The following is an 18226-nucleotide window of genomic DNA, read 5'->3' as shown; positions in this document are numbered from 1 at the left end:
CACGCTGCTGGCAGCGCCCCCGCCGCCCTGCTAACGATCTTGCGAGTCGGGCCTCAAGCCGCGATCCTCAGTCCCGACGATCAACACGCACAGTCGCCACCGCTTTGACGCCCATGTAAGATGCGCGATATCCAAGCCCACCCGAACATCCCGATGGTTTCAGCGCTTTATTGAAGGAGTACACGATGATGAACCTGCTCAACCTCAAGACCTGCACCCGCGGCGCCCTGGCGCTCTCCCTCTCCGCCTCCATGCTCGCCTGCGGCGACGACGGCCCCCAGGAGAACACCGAGCCTGAGCTGCTCCCGCAGACCATCAGCGAAGACATGGTGCTCACCGACATCGTCCCCGACCCCTCCCTGCCCGACTACGTGGTCACCGAATCGGTCACCCTGCGCGCCACCCTGCGCGTCGATCCCGGCGTCAACGTCCAGTTCTCCCGCACCACACGCCTGACCGTCGACGGCGAAAACGGCGGCGCGCTCGATAGCCGCGGCAGCCAGGACAAGCCCATCAAGTTCACCGGCGAAGACAAAGCCAAGGGCGCCTGGGACGGCATCCATTTTGTGAGCTCCACCTCCTCCCAGAACAACCTGCGCTGGACCATCGTCGAATTCGCCGGCGACGACGCCTTCCGCGACGGCCTGCGCGCCGCCAACCTCTCGCTCGACGCCGGCTCCACCCTCTTTATCTCCAACAGCACCATCCGCGAGTCCGCCCGTTACGGCATCGAAGTCACCCCCGACAGCGCCCTGACCGGATTCTCGCAAAACACCTTCGAGGGCAACTTCGACTACGCCATGCGCCTGCCCGCCGAGGAGGTCGGCAAGATCGACCGCAACTCCACCTTCTCCGGCAGCACCTTCGAGGCCGGCGTCGAGACCTACGGCGGAAACATTACCTCCAGCGCCACCTGGAAGCCCCTCTCCAACGACGCCCCCATCGCCGTCACCGACACCGTCGTCGTCCAGGACCGCCTCGACCTTGAGCCCGGCACCCGCATTCTCTTCGACGAGTTCATCGGCATGACCATCGACGGCGAAAACGGCGGCGTCCTCGTCTCCCTGGGCACCGAAGCAGACAACGTCCTGATGAGCCGCCTGGGCGACGTCGTCTGGAAGGGCCTCTACCTCGACGGCGTCGACTCCAACCAGAGCCGCATGGAGTACACCACCATCGAATACGCCGGCTTCTCCGAATACGACGACACCCCCAAAGCCAACCTCACCATCGGCGGCGCCACCGGCACCAGCACCATGGTCGTCCTCGACAGCACTTTTGCCTACTCCCAGGGCGCCGGCATCGCCATCGCCCCCGGCTCCACCGTCAACGAAGACGTCGAAGAGGTGAACTCCTTTGTCGACAACGCCGCCGCCGATGTGATTTTCCCCTGATTTTTTCAATCATGGGTTGGGAGGTCGCTGCCGCGCTGTGCGAGAGAGCCCGTCAGCCACCTTCTAACCTCGGCCTCAGTCGCCGAGCGCAACGCTAAAAAAACCGCGCCCCACCCGGGGCGCGGTTTTTTATTTTTCAATTATGGGTTGGGAGGTGGGTGCCGCGTGGGTGGGGGGGGGGGGGGAGTGGCCGGGCAGCCCCCGACTCACTTCCTGGCGAGGTGGGCATTGGAGGGCGGGCTGGTCGCCTCGATGGCCGTAAACGTCTCCAGAATCTCGTAATAATGCCTCACATTCGAGGGCACCATCCACGAGTCCCCCGGCGTCAACAGCACCGACTCCTCCTCAAAATGCAGCCGGGCTCGCCCCTCGATCACATACCTCACCGCCTCATAGCCATGGCCATGCATCGTGCTCGCTTTGTTCTCAGGGGGCTCCTCGATCCAGATGCGCATGGCCACGTTCTCTCCCCGTGCCAGCACGCGCATAAACTCCCCCTGACCTCGCGGGGCGTCGTCCACGTTGATCTTCTCGGGTCTGATGTTCTGCATAGGTCTGCTCCTCCGACGTAAAAACCGGACCGTGAAAACGCGCCCTCGGCGCTGGTCACAAACCTAAGCATCCCCCGCGCGCCGCATAAGGGCGGCGCTGCCACACGGAGCGCATGCGCCTGCCGAACCACCGGAGGTCGAGCCGGCGGCGAGGGTCAGGTGGCGGCCTGGTCGCGCGCACCTCTTCCCTCGGAGTACTCACCTGAATAAAGTCTGCCGACAACCACGCGGAACGCCTCGCCAGCGTCGCGCAAGAAGACGCCGGCGCCACCGACCTCACCATCAACCCCGGGGCGCGCGACCAGCGCTGGCACAGCGGCGAGCCTGTGGGCGGGTAAACAAGTCGCCGGGCTTTGACGAAAGGAGACCCGGCATCCCCCCGAATCTCCTAAAACGCGACATTCTGGCACAGCGCATCACATCGACCCCACCCCCACCGTGGCATTTTGCAACATACCATCGTCTCGACCCCACCCCCACCGTGGTATTTTGCAACATGGCATCGCATCGACCCCACCCCCACCGTGGCATTTTGCAACATGGCATCGCCATCCCCCCCACCTCACCGTGACAAGTTGTCATAGTCGATGGGTTTTGCTGCGGTTTTAGCGGAGCGCGGGGCATCGGGCATCGCTTCTGGCGAGCCGGGGTGGGCTTGCGGGCGAGCGGGCATCGGCTGCCGACGCGTAGGAGCCTCGTGATGGCCCGTTCTCATTCACCCCCATCCCGATCCCAGGGCAATCGCAAAGTGGGTCCCCACCACCCGCCACCGTAGGGGGACCCCTTGTGGGTCCCCGCCTTAGGAGTTCCGGAGGGGCACAAGACCCCTCCCTACGGATTGGGTGGGTTCTCCACAAAAAAACCTTGTGGGACTTTGGGATTGCCCCATCCCGATCAACCAACCCGGTTGCCATCCCCCCTTCGGGTCGCTACTCTCCCCACTCTACATAACGCAACGACTCCGGCGGGGTTGCTTTCGTCCAACACCCCCACCACACCCGCTCAAGGAAGTTCCGACGTATGAGCACCGACCAAACATCACTCGCCCGCTGGCTGCGCTCCGAGCGCACCGCCGCGGGCTTCTCCATCCCCCAACTCGCCAGCGCCATCAGCGCCTCCCCCGACGATCTCAAAGCCTGGGAGGCCGGCAAAGACGTGCCCACCGTGGCCATGATCCACGCGCTGCGCGAGGTCTTCAAAGCCGCGTCCGCCTCCGAGCCGACGAGCGCCAAAAGCACCAAAACCTCCGACGCGTCCGCCGAGCGCTCCCGCGACATCGACTTTGAAAACAAACTCTTCAAAGCCGCCGACAAGCTGCGCAACAACATGGACGCTGCCGAATACAAGCACGTCGTCCTGGGCCTGATCTTTCTCAAATACATCTCCGACGCCTTCGAAGAGCGCCACGCCGCGCTCGAAAAAGAGCCCCACGCCGATCCCGAAGACCGCGACGAGTATTTAGCCGACAACATTTTCTGGGTGCCCCCGGCCGCCCGCTGGTCCTACCTCCAGAGCAGCGCCCGCCAGACCACCATCGGCAAACTCATCGACGACGCCATGGTCGCCATCGAACGCGACAACCCCCAACTCAAAGGCGTCCTCCCCAAGCGCTACAACCGCCCCGCCCTCGACAAACACACCCTCGGCGAACTCATCGATCTGATCGGCAGCATCGGCCTGGGCGGGCGCGAGAACCGCTCCCGCGACATCCTCGGCCGCGTCTACGAATACTTCCTCGGCCAATTCGCCAGCGCCGAAGGCAAACGCGGCGGCCAGTTCTACACCCCTCGCCCCGTCGTCCAGACCCTCGTCGAAATGCTCGCCCCTTACCGCGGCCGCGTCTACGACCCCTGCTGCGGCTCCGGCGGCATGTTCGTCCAGAGCGAAACCTTCATCGAAGACCACGGCGGCCGCCGCGAAGACATCAGCGTCTACGGCCAGGAGTCCAACCCCACCACCTGGAAGCTCGCCAAGATGAACCTCGCCATCCGAGGCATCGACGCCGACCTCGGCGGCCAGCACGCCGACACCTTCCACGAAGACCTCCACAAAGACCTCAAGGCCGACTACGTCCTGGCCAACCCGCCCTTCAACTCCAGCGACTGGGGCGGCGACCGCCTCCTCGACGATCCCCGCTGGAAGTACGGCGTCCCCCCCACCGGCAACGCCAACTACGCCTGGATCCAACACTTCCTCCACCACCTCGCCCCCACCGGCACCGCGGGCTTCGTCATGGCCAACGGCTCCATGTCCACCCAACAGAGCGGCGAGGGCGACATCCGCCAGAAGCTGGTCGAGGAAGACCTGGTCGACTGCATCGTCGCCCTCCCCGGCCAGCTCTTCTTCAGCACCCAGATCCCCGTCTGCCTCTGGTTCCTCACCCGCAACAAATCCGGCGGCGGCAAAACCGCCTTCCGAGACCGCCGCGGCGAAACCCTCTTCATCGACGCCCGCAAAATGGGCGAGATGATCTCCCGCACCCAACGCGAGCTTACCGCCGACGACATCAAAACCATCGCCGGCACCTACCACGCCTGGCGCGGCGATCAGGACGCCGGCGACTACGAAAACGTCAAAGGTTTCTGCAAATCCGCAACCACCGAAGAGATTGCCGAACACCACTTCGTCCTCACCCCCGGCCGCTACGTCGGCATCGAAGACGTCGAGTCTGACGATGACGAACCCTTTGAAGAGAAGATGGCGCGCCTCACCGAAAAACTCGCCGAGCAGTTCGAAGAATCACACCGGTTGGAAGCGCAGATTCGGGAGAATTTGAGGGGGTTGGGTTATGAAGTCTAATACGTATCAAACCAAATCTATCGCCTCACTGGGCCGAATAACCACCGGGAGAACTCCGTCTACCAACAATGATAACAATTTCGGTGGCAGGATTCCGTTTGTAACACCACGCGACCTTGATGGCCGGCGGACAATTTCTACAACTGAAAGATATCTAACAACTTCTGGCCTAAAAGAGGTCAGCGCCGCATTGATTCCCGCTGGATCTATCATGGTCTCATGTATTGGCTCGGACATGGGCAAGGTTGCTATTGCAGGAAAAGACTGCGTCACAAACCAACAAATAAACTCCATCACCGTGCTCGACCCTGAGATTTCACCAGAATTTCTTTACTATACCCTCGCCCCATTAAAGAACTATCTACTTCACCTCGGTTCAGGCGGCACCGCCCTGCCAATACTAAACAAAACTGATTTTTCCAAACTAAAGCTACAATTCCCGCCACTCTCAGAACAAAAACGCATCGCCCATATCCTCGGCACCCTCGACGACAAAATCGAACTCAACCGCCAGATGAACCGCACCCTGGAAGCGATGGCCCGCGCCCTTTTCAAATCCTGGTTCATCGACTTCGACCCGGTCCGCGCCAAGATGGAAGGCCGCCAACCCGCCGGCCTCGACCCCGAAACCGCCGCCCTCTTTCCCGAGCGGCTGGTCGACTCGGAGTTGGGATTGATTCCGGAGGGTTGGGAGGTGAAGCCTCTCGACAGAATCGCCAAGTTTCTCAACGGTACGGCAATTCGTAAATACCGCCCAGAGAATGATGACGAAGCTTATCTGCGCGCGATTAAAATCCGCGAAATGCGCGATGGATTCTCAGAAAAAAGCGATACCGTCACTCGTGACATCCCTAAAAAGTTCATCATCGAGGACGGCGATGTTCTCTTTTCCTGGTCCGGAAGCCTCTTAGTGCAAATTTGGACGGGCGGCCGAGGGGCGCTCAATCAACACATCTTCAAGGTCACATCAAAGAACTATCCAAAGTGGTTTATCTATGAGTGGACTCGGCACCATCTAGATATGTTCCAACGCATCGCCGCATCAAAGGCGACGACAATGGGGCACATTAATCGGGGGCATTTATCACAAGCGCTCTGTGCAATTCCTCCCAAACCCACATTGACAGCAATAAACAAAAGCGCCGAAGACTTCTTATCAAAATCAATCAAACTTAACATTGAAAACCGAACACTAGAAGCAACCAAAGCTGAATTACTTCCTTTGCTATTCCAAACGGCCCCCACCCTCCACATTCAACCTTAAAAATAGCCACCCATGCCATATAACCAATACGAAAAAAACCAGGACTTCAACACCTACTTAGACCGTAATTGGGGAGAAGTGAGAATTGGCACATTCTCTGAAGCTGCTAGCTTTATGTTGTTCAACTATGACGAAACCTCATATATTGAACAATTAAATGAGTGGATTAGCAGGAAACAACAAAGCCTTAGATTAACATACGACAAGCTACTCCAAATCAAAACAAACCTTTCCCGACTACAGCAATTAGAAAATGCTATAACTAACGGCTCGTTAACGCCAGTAGTTGGCGCAGGCTTATCTGCACCTTCAGGCCATCCAACATGGACAACCTTTTTAAGAGACACAGCAAGAAATCTTGAAATGGATCTAAACATTATTGACCAAAAGATAAACGCTGGCCTACACGAAGAGATCGCATCTTCATTCATAGACAAAATGAACATTGAATGGTTCAACGAACAAATCGAGCACAACTTCTCCTTAAAATCCTACCCGCAAGGCGCAATTCAACAACTGCCCAATCTAGACCCTGCCTGTATCATCACTACCAACTTCGACAAAAACATTGAGACAATATTTGAATCTTCCCGAAAGAGTTTTGACCATATATTACTTAGCGACAAGTTAATGGGATTCGGTCGAAGACTATCACAATCAACACGAATCTTAATTAAAATCCATGGCGATCATTTAGAACCATACAATCGCATCTTAACAAAAGAAGAATATGACGCATCATACGGCCATGGCCCGATCGATCTCGACCTAAACCTTCCGAAAACGCTTGCTCAAATTTACAAAACTCGCACCCTCCTTTTTTTGGGATGTAGCCTTATGGCTGACCGTACAATGAAAGTATTCAATAGAGTCAAGTCAGACAGCACCAGCGAACAAGAGATCCCAAGACACTATACTTTCGAACAACTCCCGACAAACAGCAACCACACCCTTAAACGAGAGAGAGAGCTAATTGACCATATGATTTTCCCCATTTGGTATCCAAGAGGCGAGCACCAACATATTGAATCCGCACTAGCACACCTCTCTGAAGTTTTCAGAACCAAAAACCGCAACCTCGGCACATCTCACACCACAACACTCACCCCACAAACTTAAAAACACACCACCATCACCTCTCAACATTTATCAAAAAAACCGTAAACATTATTCGTTCTAAGCACATGGATTTCAAAGTGTCCACCTACACCGAATCCCACATCGAACAATCCGCCCTCCGCGTCTTCGCCGATCTCGGCTACGAGGTTCTCCACGGCCCCGACATCGCCCCGGATCAGCCAGGCGCGGAGCGCGAGAGCTACAAAGATGTGGTGCTTCGGCAGCGCCTCGACCAGGCCATCCGCCGCCTCAACCCCGGGCTGCCCGCCGACGCGTATGACGAGGCGCTTCGTCGGGTGCTCCACACCGAGTCGCCCTCACTCGTCGAGAACAACCGCCGCTTTCACAAACTCTTTTGCGAGGGTGTGCCGGTCGAGATTCGTCGTCCCGACGGCAGAACCTCTGGCGAACATGTGCGGCTCGTTGACTTCGAGAAACCCGAGAACAACGACTGGGCGGTCGTCAATCAGTTCACCATTAAAGAGGGTAAAAAGACGCGCCGCCCGGATGTGCTGGTCTTCGTCAACGGCCTTCCCCTGGGAGTCATCGAGCTCAAGAGCCTCACCGACGAAAACGCCACGGTGGAGAGCGCCTACCACCAGATCCAGACCTACAAACAGGAGCTTACCGAGCTCTTTGTTTACAACGGCGTCAACGTTCTCTCAGACAGCATGTGGGCGCGCATCGGCTCGCTGACCGCGCCGCTGGAACGCTACATGCCCTGGCGCACGGTCGACGGCACCGACCTCGTGCCCCTCAACCAGCTCCAGCTTGAGCCCCTGTTGCGCGGCGTGTTTGAACCCGGGCGTTTTCTCGATCTCTTGCGCAATTTCGTGGTCTTTCATGAATCCGACGCCGGACTCATCAAGATTCTGGGCGCCTACCACCAATTTCACGCCGCGCGCACCGCGCTGGAGCAGACCATCGAGGCCACCCAACCCGAAGGCGACCGCCGCGCCGGGGTGGTGTGGCATACCCAGGGGAGCGGCAAGAGCCTGACCATGACCTTCTTTGCCGGCAAAGTGATTGCCGACAAGGCCATGAACAACCCCACGCTGGTGGTGCTCACCGACCGCAACGACCTCGATGACCAGCTCTTTTCGACCTTTGCCAAATCCAAAGAGCTGCTGCGCCAGACGCCGGTGCAGGCCGCCAGCCGCGACCACCTCAAAGAGCTCTTGCAGGTGGCCTCCGGCGGCGTGGTCTTTACGACCATTCAGAAATTTTTCCCCGACGATAAGTTCGCGCGCCACCCGCTCTTGAGTGAGCGCAAGAACATCGTGGTCATCGCCGACGAGGCCCACCGCAGCCAGTACGGCTTCGTGGAGGGTTTTGCGCGCCATATGCGCAACGCCCTTCCTAACGCCTCCTTCATCGGCTTCACTGGCACGCCGGTGGAGCTCGAGGATAAGAGCACCCGCACCGTCTTTGGCGACTACATCAGCATTTACGACATCGAACAGGCCATCGAAGACAACGCCACGGTGCCCATCTACTACGAGAGCCGCCTGGCCCGCCTGCACCTCGACGACCAGGTCCTCGAAGACCTCGACGACGCGTTCGATCGCCTTACCGAAGACACCGAAGACGAGACCCGCGAGCGCCTTAAAGCCCAGAACGTCGCCCTCGAATCCATCGCCGCCAACCCCCACCGCGTCGACCTCATCGCCGATAACCTGCTCGCCCACTTCGACCGCCGCACCGAAGCCCTTGAAGGCAAAGCGATGGTCGTCTGCATCAGCCGCGAAGCCTGCGTGGCCATGTACGAGGCCATCGTACGCCGCCGCCCCGAGTGGGACAGCGACGACGACGCGCTGGGCGGCATCAAAGTCATCATGACGGGCAGCGCCTCCGACCCGCCCAACTTCCAACCGCACCTGCGCTCCAAGTCGCGGCGAGATGCGGTGGGGAGGAGGTTTAAGGACCCGGACGATGGGTTGAAGATGGTGATCGTCTGCGACATGTGGCTCACCGGCTTCGACGCCCCATGCGCCCACACCATGTACATCGACAAGCCCATGAAGGGGCACACGCTCATGCAGGCCGTCGCCCGCGTCAACCGCGTGTTCCGCGACAAGCCCGGCGGCCTGGTCGTCGACTACATCGGCATCGCCAACAGCCTGCGCGAAGCCCTGCGCACCTACACCGAATCCGGCGGCAAAGGCCGCCCCAAACTCGACCTCGACGAAGCCGTCGAGGTGATGCTCAAACAATTCGAGATCGTGCAAAACATGCTGCACGGCTTCGACTACGTCCCCTTCATCGAGGGCACCTGCAACCACCCCGGCCAGCTCATCGCCGACGCCGCCAACTTCATCCTCGACCTGGAAGACGGCCGCGAGCGCTTCAAACACGAGGTCAGCAAGCTCTCCCGCGCCTACGCCCTGGCCGGCGCCCACGAACGCGCCAAAGCCATCCACGACGAGGTCGCCTTCTTCCAACAGGTGCGCGGGCTGCTGGCCAAAGTCGCCCCCGGCATTGTGCAAAAACGCCGCGACGTGGAGCAGGCCGTCAAACAGCTCGTCAGCCAGGCCATCTCCACCGACGAGGTCATCGACATCCTCGGACTCGCCGGCATCGAGCGCCCCGACATCTCCATCCTCTCCGACCAATTCCTCAAAGACGTCGCAAACCTCCGCCAGAAGAACCTTGCCATCGAGCTCCTGCGAAAAATCATCGAAGAAGAGCTCCACCACCGCGCCCGCCAAAACCTCGTCCAGTCCCGCACCTTCTCCGAGATGCTGCGCGACGCCGTGGTCCGCTTCCAAAACCGCTCCCTCGAAACCGCCGAGATGGTCCAGGAGCTCATGGAGCTCGCCAAAAAGGTCCGCGAAGCCATCGACCGCGACGATGACCTCGGCCTCTCCCCCGAAGAGCTAGCCTTCTACGACGCCCTATCGCAAAGCGAGAGCGCCAGAGAGGTGATGGGCGACACGACCTTGCGCCAGATGGCCGTCGAACTCACTCGCCTCGTCCGCGGCAACGTCTCCATCGACTGGTCCGCCCGCGAGAGCGCCCAGGCCAAACTCCGCACCCTCATCAAGCGCTTTTTGCGCCGCTACGGCTATCCCCCCGATCAAGAAAAGATTGCCATGGACACCGTGCTGGAGCAGGCCGACCTCTTCGGCGACGAATGGGCTGAAGACGCCGCCGACGCCGCCGAGCCGGCGAGCGACTACCCCTTCGCCATCGTCCCGGCCGACCAGGCGCGCCCCTTCGAGAACTGCGTCCCCCTGCTCGACCTCAAAGTCGCCGCCGGCCACTTCAGCGCCCCCCAGACCGTCGCCGAATTCTCCACCGGCCTCATCCTCAACCCCGACACCACCTGGGTCGCCCTCCCCGACCACCTCAACCCCCGCCCCGGCTTCTTCGTCGCCCGGGTGGTCGGCGACTCCATGAACCGCCGCATCCCCCCGGGCAGCTACTGCCTCTTCCGCCTCGACCCCGGCGGCTCCCGCCAGGGCAAAGTCGTCCTCGCCAGCCACCACGACATCCAGGACCCCTGGCTCGGCGCTGGCTACACCGTCAAAATCTACCGCAGCACCAAAACCCACGCCGACGACGGCACCTGGCACCACACCGAGATTCGGCTGGAGCCGGATAGTACCAACGCGGTGCATGAACCGATCGTTCTAAGCGATGCGGAGGAGGGGAAGTTTCGGGTGGTTGCGGAGTTGGTGGGGGTGTTAATGTAACTTTAAACCTAACAAAAAAACAGCCCCCCACTTACCTTTCCAGACAGTTCATATATCACTACCACCCCAAACCAAAAAACATCTCACTTTAACGAGAGAAGCATGACTACCCAAGTCGAGACTGAAGTCTTCGGAACCGTTCCTGCTCCCAAAAACATTGATGAGACAATTGCAGTTATCACCCAATCCACGTATCAAGAACGCAATCCGTCATACACAAACAACATATTTTACTGGAGGGGCCAAGCAGACATAAGTTGGAAAATCAATAGCAGCTTATATCGCCACATTGATACCGAGAACAAGCACCCAACAGAGCGAGACATCACATTCGAAGAACAAAAAATTCTCGCGCAAGCAACAGAACACGGATTTCAATTCCATGAAGGTCGGCGTCTGTGCGAACTAGAATTATTAGCAAAACTTCAACACTACGGCATCCCTACTAGGCTGATAGACTTTAGCTTCAGCTTTTGGTTTGCATTGTGGATCACTTCAATACCTGAAGAACATTTAGACAAAACAGGTGTAGTTATTGGGATCGACCGAAGCGACGTCTCTCACATTAGCCACGCCAACGAAAACATGACAAAAATTAATCTCAACGACTTTGACCTATCCGACCCCAACCTCAAACCTATTAAAGATTTCAAAGCCCAATACAAACCAGACACCCCTTGGGACTCTATCCCGGTTCACGAACTAATCAGGAACCGAACCTTTACGAGATCTGAAGATGGATATAGCCCATTCGCGTGGATTCCATCTCCGCTCGTCCCTCGCATTGCTGCCCAACATTCCATCTTTCTGTTTAGTGAGACAGACAAATACGAATGGGGCTCTCTTGCGCATCGCGAACGCCACTCCATAGCTCTCGCCATAACTCCCGAACTCAAACAGCAACTCAACAAGTTATGGATTCCCCTTTTTGACTTTGACTATCGAAAACTTTTCCCCGACATCGAAGGATTCAGTAAAAATTTCAAGAAATGACGTTGGCTAGCTGCTCATGCATCCCCATACAATTGCTTACAGCTCAAACCCATTATCAAACAATATGCAAAACTGGCGGCGGAGTTTCGGGTGGTTGCGGAGCTGGTGGGGGTGTTGGGCTAACCATTTTCCCACACGCCTCTCCCAACCTCCGCACTCCGACAGCCCCCAAGCTCCATCCACCTCGTGAGTCAATCTCACCACGTGACCTTTGTTGCGTCCCCACCCAAAGTGCGGCAAGCCTGTAAGTCCCCCTTCTACCGTGGTGATCCCACGCCCGAAGGGCGGCTGACACCCACGCTCCGGAGCTCACCGCATGGACATCAACGCCTCGATCATCGACCAACGCGTCACTGGCCTTGCCGAAACACTCGCCGAACGCGCCACTGCGGAGCTGGGCGTATCCCGCGATGAAACACGGCTCAAGTCCCTGGCCTTCGTCTACCTCTGCGTCAAATCCCTCCTCGATCTCGAAGACGACGACGCCTTCGACGCGCTTACCGAGGGCGGTGGAGATTTTGGAATCGACGCATTTCACGTCTCTGAGGTGGTGGATGGCGAGTTCACGGTCACGCTCTTTCAAGCCAAATATAAGAAGCGGCTGGATGGTCAGTCGAACTTTCCCGCGACCGCCATCAAGACCGCGATTGAGGCCCTTCGCCACATGCTCGATCCGGGCGCGAAGCTCGCCCACATCAACGATCGCCTGCGTGCCCGCGTCGAAGATACCCGCAGCCTGATCCGTGAAGGCTACATCCCCTTCGTGCGCGTCATCGCCTGCAACAACGGCCTTTCGTGGAACGCCGAGGGGCAAGAAGCCATCGACGCCTTTGGCCTGCAAGACCGCGTCAGCTTCGAGCATTGCAACCACGACACCCTGGTGGGTCTTCAGCTCAACAGCCGCCCGGTCGATGAAAAGCTCAACCTCGCGGGCAAGTCTATCGTGGAGGACCTCAACTACAGCCGCGTGTTGGTCGGCCGCATGCAGGTGGAGGCCATCGCCGACCTTATCGCGCGCCACGGGGAGCGCCTTCTGGAGCGCAACATCCGCCGCTACCTCGGCCTTCACCGAAACCGGGTCAACGAGGACATTCAACACACGCTGGAGAGCGAGGACCGCAGTAACTTCTACTTTTACAACAACGGCATCACCATGACGTGTGATGACTTCACATTTAACGCGTTCCAGAAGGAAGACCTCACCGTTAACGTCAAAAACCTGCAGATCATCAACGGTGGCCAGACCGCGATGACCATCGCGCGCACCCTCTCGCAACGCACCATTCATAATGAGGCCCCGGCGTCGGTGATGGTCCGCCTCTACAAGCTCCCCAGCGAAAACGACGATCTGGTGCGCCGCATCACCTACGCGACCAACAGCCAGAACCCGGTGGATTTACGTGATTTGCGCGCCAACGAGGCCATGCAACAACGCCTGGAGCTCGACATCGACCAGCTCGGATACACCTACCGCCGAAAGCGCAGCGATGCCTCCGCGCGCCACACCGACATCAGCTCCGGCACCGCCGCCGAAGCCGTGCTGGCGGTCTGGCGGCGACGCCCCCATCAGGCCCGCTACTTCAGCCGCGAGCATTTTGGAAAACTCTACGACGTCATCTTCACCGACGACCTCACCGGCGCACAGGTCATTGTGGCAGTCCTCCTCTATCGCATCGCCGAAAACCGCCGTAAGCGCCCCCATGAGAGCGACCCTGCTTTTGTGCGCTACGCGTCCTGCTTCGCCGCCATGCAAATGGGGCAAAGCCTGCTTCGCGATCTCGGCAACCCGCCCACGATCACCCACCAGAACTTCACCAGCGCCGTGGAACATATTGAGCGCCAGGGCGACACCTACTTTGAAAACGCCATCGAAGACATCGAGCGAGCGCTGACCCTCCTCTACGGCAAGCGCGACATCTCCCTCCAACAACTCGCCGCGACCTTCCGGCGCGCGGACTTGATCGAACATCTCACGGCGACCAGTTAAGACGTCTTCGCAGCGCCCACCAGCCCCCACGCCCGGCCCCCCGATGCCCAAAAACCTCCCCCCCGACCGCGTCCCCAGCGCCCGTCGCAACCACCTCGGCCCGGCCCGTGAGGAGACCATCGAGCGTCTTCAGCAGGCCTACGCCGACGACCTCCTCACCCTGGACGAGCTCGACGAACGTCTGGAGCTCGCCAGCCGCGCCGAGAAACGCGAACACCTCCTGGTGCTTGTTGACGATCTGCCCGACGAGAACTCTGGCGAGCTGGTCCCACACGAGGCGCCTGGTGAGTTGGGGTGGGCCGAAGCGCCCATGGGCGTGCTTTGTATATTTTCGAACACCAGGCGCACCGTCGACGGTCCCGCGCCCTCCCGGATCGACGCGGGGGTGTTCTTTGGCGACGCCAGGATCGATCTTAGCGAGGCCGACTTTAGCTCCGGCGTGCTGGAGGTTCGCTGCACCGTCGCCTTTGGCGAGCTCGATATTCTGGTGCCGCGGGGCGTGGCCGTGGAGGCGGCGGGCGTCCCAATTCTGGCCTCCTTCTCCGGCAAAGATCGCGACGTGAAGCCCGGCGCGCCCGTCGTGCGACTGACCGGCTTTGCGCTGATGGGAAGCGTGAAGTGCAAGGCTTCCAAGAAGAAGCGTCGCAAGCGGAAGTAGGCTTGCGCGCCGCGCAAACACCCGGAGACGCGTGTCAGGCACGCTTACCCGAAAACATTCTCCGCGTTATCCGCCAACACACGCGCGAACGTAAACAGGTCACTAAGCCGTTTAAGCTGGCCCTGCGGTGAACCCCAGAGACTTTCCAGCAATGGCTCTAGATCCCGCGCAGGTACCCCAATCGTGCCGTCCTCTCGTTCCCAGGGATACTCCAGATGAGGCCCGCCACGCGCGATTTGGGGATGCAAGCGCGTAAGCTCAGCGACAAGTTGAGCAGTTGGCAACCAACGACGTTGAGATTTTCCCGGAAACACTCCCAGAAATCGGGGATTGGTACGAAAAATTGCCATTAACGATTCTGCGGCTTTATGCGTACGTTGCGCGTCCTCAACGTCGATCTTCTTACTGTAGAGCAGCGCGGCTTTGGCCAGCTTTTCAAAGACCATCTGCAAGAGCATAGCCAGCACTGAGGGGTGCCGTCCTTGCAGCATCTGCGCTACACGCAGATCTTCCCGCGCCTGATCCACATAAGCGCTTGCCCACGCTTCGCGCTGGTCTCGCGTCACGGTCACGACGCATCGCTCCCGTCAAAGCGCACAAACTCGTCAATCTGCCATCCGTCAGGCAAAAGTTCGCTCTTATCAACGCTTTCATTCCAGGCATCAGCGTTCACCAACAAGATGACCACGGGATAGTACAACTGACGCTCCGGCTGGGCCGCGAAATGAAATGGCAATGGGTCCTCACTTTTCGGGGCATGTTCTGCCACTTCGATCAGCCGCACCTCATCCCCTTCGCATGAGAGATACACCGCGATGTCACCCAGCTCCTCATCAACGTGTGCTCTTGCCATCTGATTGGCGTATTCCGAAATTGACGGGCGCTGGTTTGCGGAGGGCTGTTCTTGAGTCGTCATGGTTTTTCCAGGGAATTGGGGACGATAGGTCGCCGTCAGAGTAAAGCACTCGATGGGAAAAGACACGCAATGCGTGCCCCATTCCCAGAACCCGGACCCCGCATCCTGCACTCCCCTACGCCTTTCCTCGCCGAACCTCGCTTCGGGGCGTGCGCTCCCCATTGACACCTCCCACCCACCCCTTTTACCGTTCTCCAACTCACGCAGATCCGTCAGCTACGCCGTAGGGGGATCTCGCACGTGCTGCCCTTTGGCGCAGCACGATGTTCCGGGGCATCCGCACGTCTTAGACGTGCGGGCTTTCTGAATCTTTGCGAGCCGGCCGTATCACCCCTAAACGCCCATGGTGGGCATATTGAGGGGCGATGGGCTCGCCAACGCAATGGCGAGGTTAGTGATGATGATCCATGAGTTTTTATCCCTTAAACGCATGCCCACCGGCCGCCACCGCTTCGCGCTGGGGTTGATGGCCGAGCTGGCCGCCGACCAGAAGGTCGAGCCGCTGAGCGAGGCGATTGCGCGGGCGCTCAAGCAGGCCGAAGCCACCCAGGAGGTGGAGCTGGCCTGGGTCAAAGCGCAGAACACGCAGAGCACGGCGCGCGGCGACTCGGCGAAGTTGGATGCGGAGATCGACCGCCAGGTGTCGGCGATTTACCAGATGGTGCAGGCGCATACCGTCGGCGATAAGGGCGACCCGGTGGTCGACGCGGCCGAGCGTTATCTTCAAGAATTCTTCCCGGGCGGACTGCGCCCCATCACCCACCAGAGCTACGAGGTGGAGCTGAGCATGTTGCAGTCCATGCTGCAGCGTCACCACGCCGAGTTTTCAAACGAGGCCGAGCTGCTGGGCATCTCCAAAGGCATCGAGCGTCTGGAGCGCCAGCTTGAGGCGTTCGAGAAAGAGCTCAACCGCCAGGACACCACCGCCATGACCTTTGATAAGGTGCGCGCCGAGCGCGAGGCCCTGCACGAGGCCACCTGCAGCGTACTCGTCACGGCCCTGCACCACGCCCTGACCCTCGCGCAGACCTCCCCCGCCGAGGCCTCCCGCGCCCTCGACACCCTGGTGGCCCCGCTCCGCGACCAGCAGCGCCGCGTCACCGAGGCACGCGCTCGCCATCGCCCCGTCTCCGACATCGACCCGCAGAGCGGCGAGGAGCTCGCTGGCGAGGTTCCCGACCCGATGGTGGTTGAGGATTGGGAGCCGGCCCCTCAGCCGGCATAATCCCCGGCCCCTCGGCTCCCCCAGGGCCATCGCCCTGCCAGGCATGGCCCACCCCATAGCTTCATCTGAACGAAAAAAACGCCGCGAGTTCCCGCCCCGGAACCGGCGTTTTTTTATTTTTCAATCATGGGCTGGGAGTTGGCTGCCGCTCCGAGGTTGGAGGCGACCGGGCATCGTCTCGAATCTCCTAAAACTCGACATTCTGGCACAGTGCATCACCTTAACCCCCACCTCTGCGTGGTATTTTGCAACATGCCATCACCTTAACCCCCACCTGAGCGTGACATTTTGGCACAATACATCAGGTTACCCCCCAGGTGAGCGTGGTATTTTGCAACATGCCATCGCCTCGCCACCCACCCGACCGTGACACGTTGTCATAGTCGATGGGTTTTGCTCGCGTTTTAGGGAACTCGGGCGCATCCCCCATCGGTTTTGGCCACGCAGAGCCGACCGAAGGACCATCGCTCATCCATCTCCCTCTTTAACCGCCCTCCTGCCCCCGCATATGCGCAAGAATCGCCTCCGACACCCCCGCAAAATGCGGCTCCGCGATGTCGTGCCCCATATTCTCAATCCACAGCACACTGGCATTCGCCATCACCGCCGCGCTGGCTTCCCCGTGTTGAATCGGCACGATGGGGTCCAATGCCCCGTGAATGACCAGGGTTGGCGGTTCCATACGCGTTAGACGCTCGTAGCGAGAGCCGGAGCGCCGAATGGCCTCCAGGTGCTGGTAGAGCGCCAGAGGATTAAATCCGCGGCGCTCGCGCAGGTTGTAGAGCACACTCGCAGCAATCGGCTCCGTGTCGAGTTCGTAGACGGCCTCACCACGCAGAATACCAAAGGTGGCGATGTTGAGCTTGATCATGTCGCGCTCGCTGGCGTTGAGGCCGTAGCGCAGGCCGACCCGCAGCAGGTCGAGCAGGGTATTGTGGGAGATGGCCACAAGCTCGGGATCGTCGACGAATCCCGAGGACATGATCGAGGTCAGCGAGGCGGTACGCTCGGGGTAGTTCAGGGCGAACTCCTGACCGATCATCCCGCCCATCGACATGCCCACCAGGTGGGCCTGGTCGATGTCGAGGGCGTCGAGAACAGCGAGGGCGTCGTTGGCCATATCGGCGAGGTCGTAGCCTTCTTCGGCGCTGGCCTGGTCGGGAGCGGCGTGGTCAAGATCCGCCTCCCAGTCAGACATGCCCGTGCCCCGATTGTCGAAGCGGATCACCTCGTAGCCGGCGTCGACAAACGTGTCGATAAAGCCCTGGCGCCAGGAGAGCGAATCGGTGGCGATGCCCATGATCAGCATCACCACGCCTTTGGATTCGCCGGCGGGCTCCAGATGCTCGTACCAGATGGTCCAGCCTGAGGACTCCGCATAGCCTTGCTCCCCGCGCACGACCTCGGGCAGCGGGGCTTGCAGGACATCGTCGATCAGGGCGTCGGTGTTTTCGGGAAGCTCGGGGCCGGTGGCGTACACAAAGACCGCGGCGCTGAGGAGCGCCACTACCAGAACCAGCATCGAGATCAGGAGGGCTTTTCGAACCATGTTCATAAAGGACTCGCAAGAAACAGAAGAGGCGCCGAATAACGCTTTGACGCCTCTTTCATTCCCCTTGCTCCGA

The 18226-nt window shown here is 59.5% G+C and carries 13 protein-coding genes and 1 pseudogene; 9 read left to right on the top strand and 5 right to left on the bottom strand.

Annotated elements, in window-relative coordinates; translation table 11 throughout:
• Positions 1–185 precede the first annotated feature (185 nt).
• Positions 186–1394, top strand: coding sequence for a right-handed parallel beta-helix repeat-containing protein (locus FRC98_RS22000; protein WP_146980333.1), 1209 nt, complete (start codon positions 186–188; stop codon positions 1392–1394).
• A gap of 206 nt (positions 1395–1600) precedes the next feature.
• Here FRC98_RS22000 and FRC98_RS05750 read toward each other — a convergent pair whose 3' ends face one another.
• The gene (locus FRC98_RS05750) at positions 1601–1945 is read right to left on the bottom strand and encodes a cupin domain-containing protein (RefSeq protein ID WP_146980332.1); all 345 of its coding nucleotides are present in this window, start codon (positions 1943–1945) and stop codon (positions 1601–1603) included.
• A 155-nt stretch (positions 1946–2100) separates the two neighbouring features.
• Positions 2101–2259: a hypothetical protein gene (locus FRC98_RS21325; RefSeq protein ID WP_230467313.1), complete on the bottom strand. Its 159-nt coding sequence runs from the start codon at positions 2257–2259 to the stop codon at positions 2101–2103.
• A gap of 856 nt (positions 2260–3115) precedes the next feature.
• Between FRC98_RS21325 and FRC98_RS05745 the strand changes: the two genes are divergently transcribed.
• The 7 genes and pseudogenes from FRC98_RS05745 (at position 3116) to FRC98_RS05715 (ending at position 14460) form a co-directional block, all read left to right on the top strand.
• On the top strand, positions 3116–4744 hold the full coding sequence (locus FRC98_RS05745; RefSeq protein ID WP_146980582.1) for a class I SAM-dependent DNA methyltransferase: 1629 nt from the start codon (positions 3116–3118) through the stop codon (positions 4742–4744).
• Positions 4734–6008, top strand: a complete 1275-nt coding sequence (locus FRC98_RS05740; protein WP_146980331.1) for a restriction endonuclease subunit S — start codon at positions 4734–4736, stop codon at positions 6006–6008. The genes FRC98_RS05745 and FRC98_RS05740 overlap by 11 nt, the downstream gene beginning before the upstream one ends.
• 12 nt (positions 6009–6020) lie before the next feature.
• Positions 6021–7127, top strand: a complete 1107-nt coding sequence (locus tag FRC98_RS05735; RefSeq protein ID WP_146980330.1) for an SIR2 family protein — start codon at positions 6021–6023, stop codon at positions 7125–7127.
• Positions 7128–7192: 65 nt separating this feature from the next.
• Positions 7193–10267: pseudogene (locus tag FRC98_RS05730) on the top strand (type I restriction endonuclease subunit R); the annotation flags it as partial.
• Between the two features lie 657 nt (positions 10268–10924).
• A complete protein-coding gene (locus FRC98_RS05725) occupies positions 10925–11815 on the top strand; it encodes an FRG domain-containing protein (protein ID WP_146980328.1) in 891 nt (296 codons plus the stop codon).
• 316 nt (positions 11816–12131) lie between these two features.
• Positions 12132–13802, top strand: a complete 1671-nt coding sequence (locus FRC98_RS05720; protein ID WP_146980327.1) for an AIPR family protein — start codon at positions 12132–12134, stop codon at positions 13800–13802.
• A gap of 43 nt (positions 13803–13845) precedes the next feature.
• Positions 13846–14460 (top strand): DUF1707 domain-containing protein, encoded by a 615-nt coding sequence (locus FRC98_RS05715; RefSeq protein WP_146980326.1) that lies wholly within the window; start codon positions 13846–13848, stop codon positions 14458–14460.
• Positions 14461–14504: 44 nt separating this feature from the next.
• On the opposite strand, the gene FRC98_RS05710 is transcribed toward FRC98_RS05715, so the two are convergent.
• Positions 14505–15032, bottom strand: coding sequence for a hypothetical protein (locus FRC98_RS05710; protein WP_146980325.1), 528 nt, complete (start codon positions 15030–15032; stop codon positions 14505–14507).
• Entirely contained in the window at positions 15029–15376 is a 348-nt protein-coding gene (locus FRC98_RS05705) for a hypothetical protein (protein WP_146980324.1), read from the bottom strand. The genes FRC98_RS05710 and FRC98_RS05705 overlap by 4 nt, the downstream gene beginning before the upstream one ends.
• Before the next feature lie 397 nt (positions 15377–15773).
• Between FRC98_RS05705 and FRC98_RS05700 the strand changes: the two genes are divergently transcribed.
• Entirely contained in the window at positions 15774–16601 is an 828-nt protein-coding gene (locus tag FRC98_RS05700) for a hypothetical protein (protein ID WP_146980323.1), read from the top strand.
• 484 nt (positions 16602–17085) lie between these two features.
• Here FRC98_RS05700 and FRC98_RS05695 read toward each other — a convergent pair whose 3' ends face one another.
• On the bottom strand, positions 17086–18156 hold the full coding sequence (locus tag FRC98_RS05695; protein ID WP_146980322.1) for an alpha/beta fold hydrolase: 1071 nt from the start codon (positions 18154–18156) through the stop codon (positions 17086–17088).
• Positions 18157–18226 lie beyond the last annotated feature (70 nt).

The organism is Lujinxingia vulgaris, assembly GCF_007997015.1.
GTDB classification, from domain to species: domain Bacteria; phylum Myxococcota_A; class Bradymonadia; order Bradymonadales; family Bradymonadaceae; genus Lujinxingia; species Lujinxingia vulgaris.
Note: the sequence above shows the minus strand (reverse complement) of the source record. Positions and strands in the feature narration are given on the sequence as shown.

Coding starts and splice junctions, on each gene's coding strand:
- FRC98_RS05735 (WP_146980330.1), top strand. CDS start 6,021: ATGCCATATAACCAATACGAAAAAAACCAGGACTTCAACACCTACTTA.
- FRC98_RS05700 (WP_146980323.1), top strand. CDS start 15,774: ATGATGATCCATGAGTTTTTATCCCTTAAACGCATGCCCACCGGCCGC.
- FRC98_RS05695 (WP_146980322.1), bottom strand. CDS start 18,156: ATGAACATGGTTCGAAAAGCCCTCCTGATCTCGATGCTGGTTCTGGTA.
- FRC98_RS05720 (WP_146980327.1), top strand. CDS start 12,132: ATGGACATCAACGCCTCGATCATCGACCAACGCGTCACTGGCCTTGCC.
- FRC98_RS05715 (WP_146980326.1), top strand. CDS start 13,846: ATGCCCAAAAACCTCCCCCCCGACCGCGTCCCCAGCGCCCGTCGCAAC.
- FRC98_RS05725 (WP_146980328.1), top strand. CDS start 10,925: ATGACTACCCAAGTCGAGACTGAAGTCTTCGGAACCGTTCCTGCTCCC.
- FRC98_RS05740 (WP_146980331.1), top strand. CDS start 4,734: ATGAAGTCTAATACGTATCAAACCAAATCTATCGCCTCACTGGGCCGA.
- FRC98_RS05750 (WP_146980332.1), bottom strand. CDS start 1,945: ATGCAGAACATCAGACCCGAGAAGATCAACGTGGACGACGCCCCGCGA.
- FRC98_RS05745 (WP_146980582.1), top strand. CDS start 3,116: ATGATCCACGCGCTGCGCGAGGTCTTCAAAGCCGCGTCCGCCTCCGAG.
- FRC98_RS05705 (WP_146980324.1), bottom strand. CDS start 15,376: ATGACGACTCAAGAACAGCCCTCCGCAAACCAGCGCCCGTCAATTTCG.
- FRC98_RS22000 (WP_146980333.1), top strand. CDS start 186: ATGATGAACCTGCTCAACCTCAAGACCTGCACCCGCGGCGCCCTGGCG.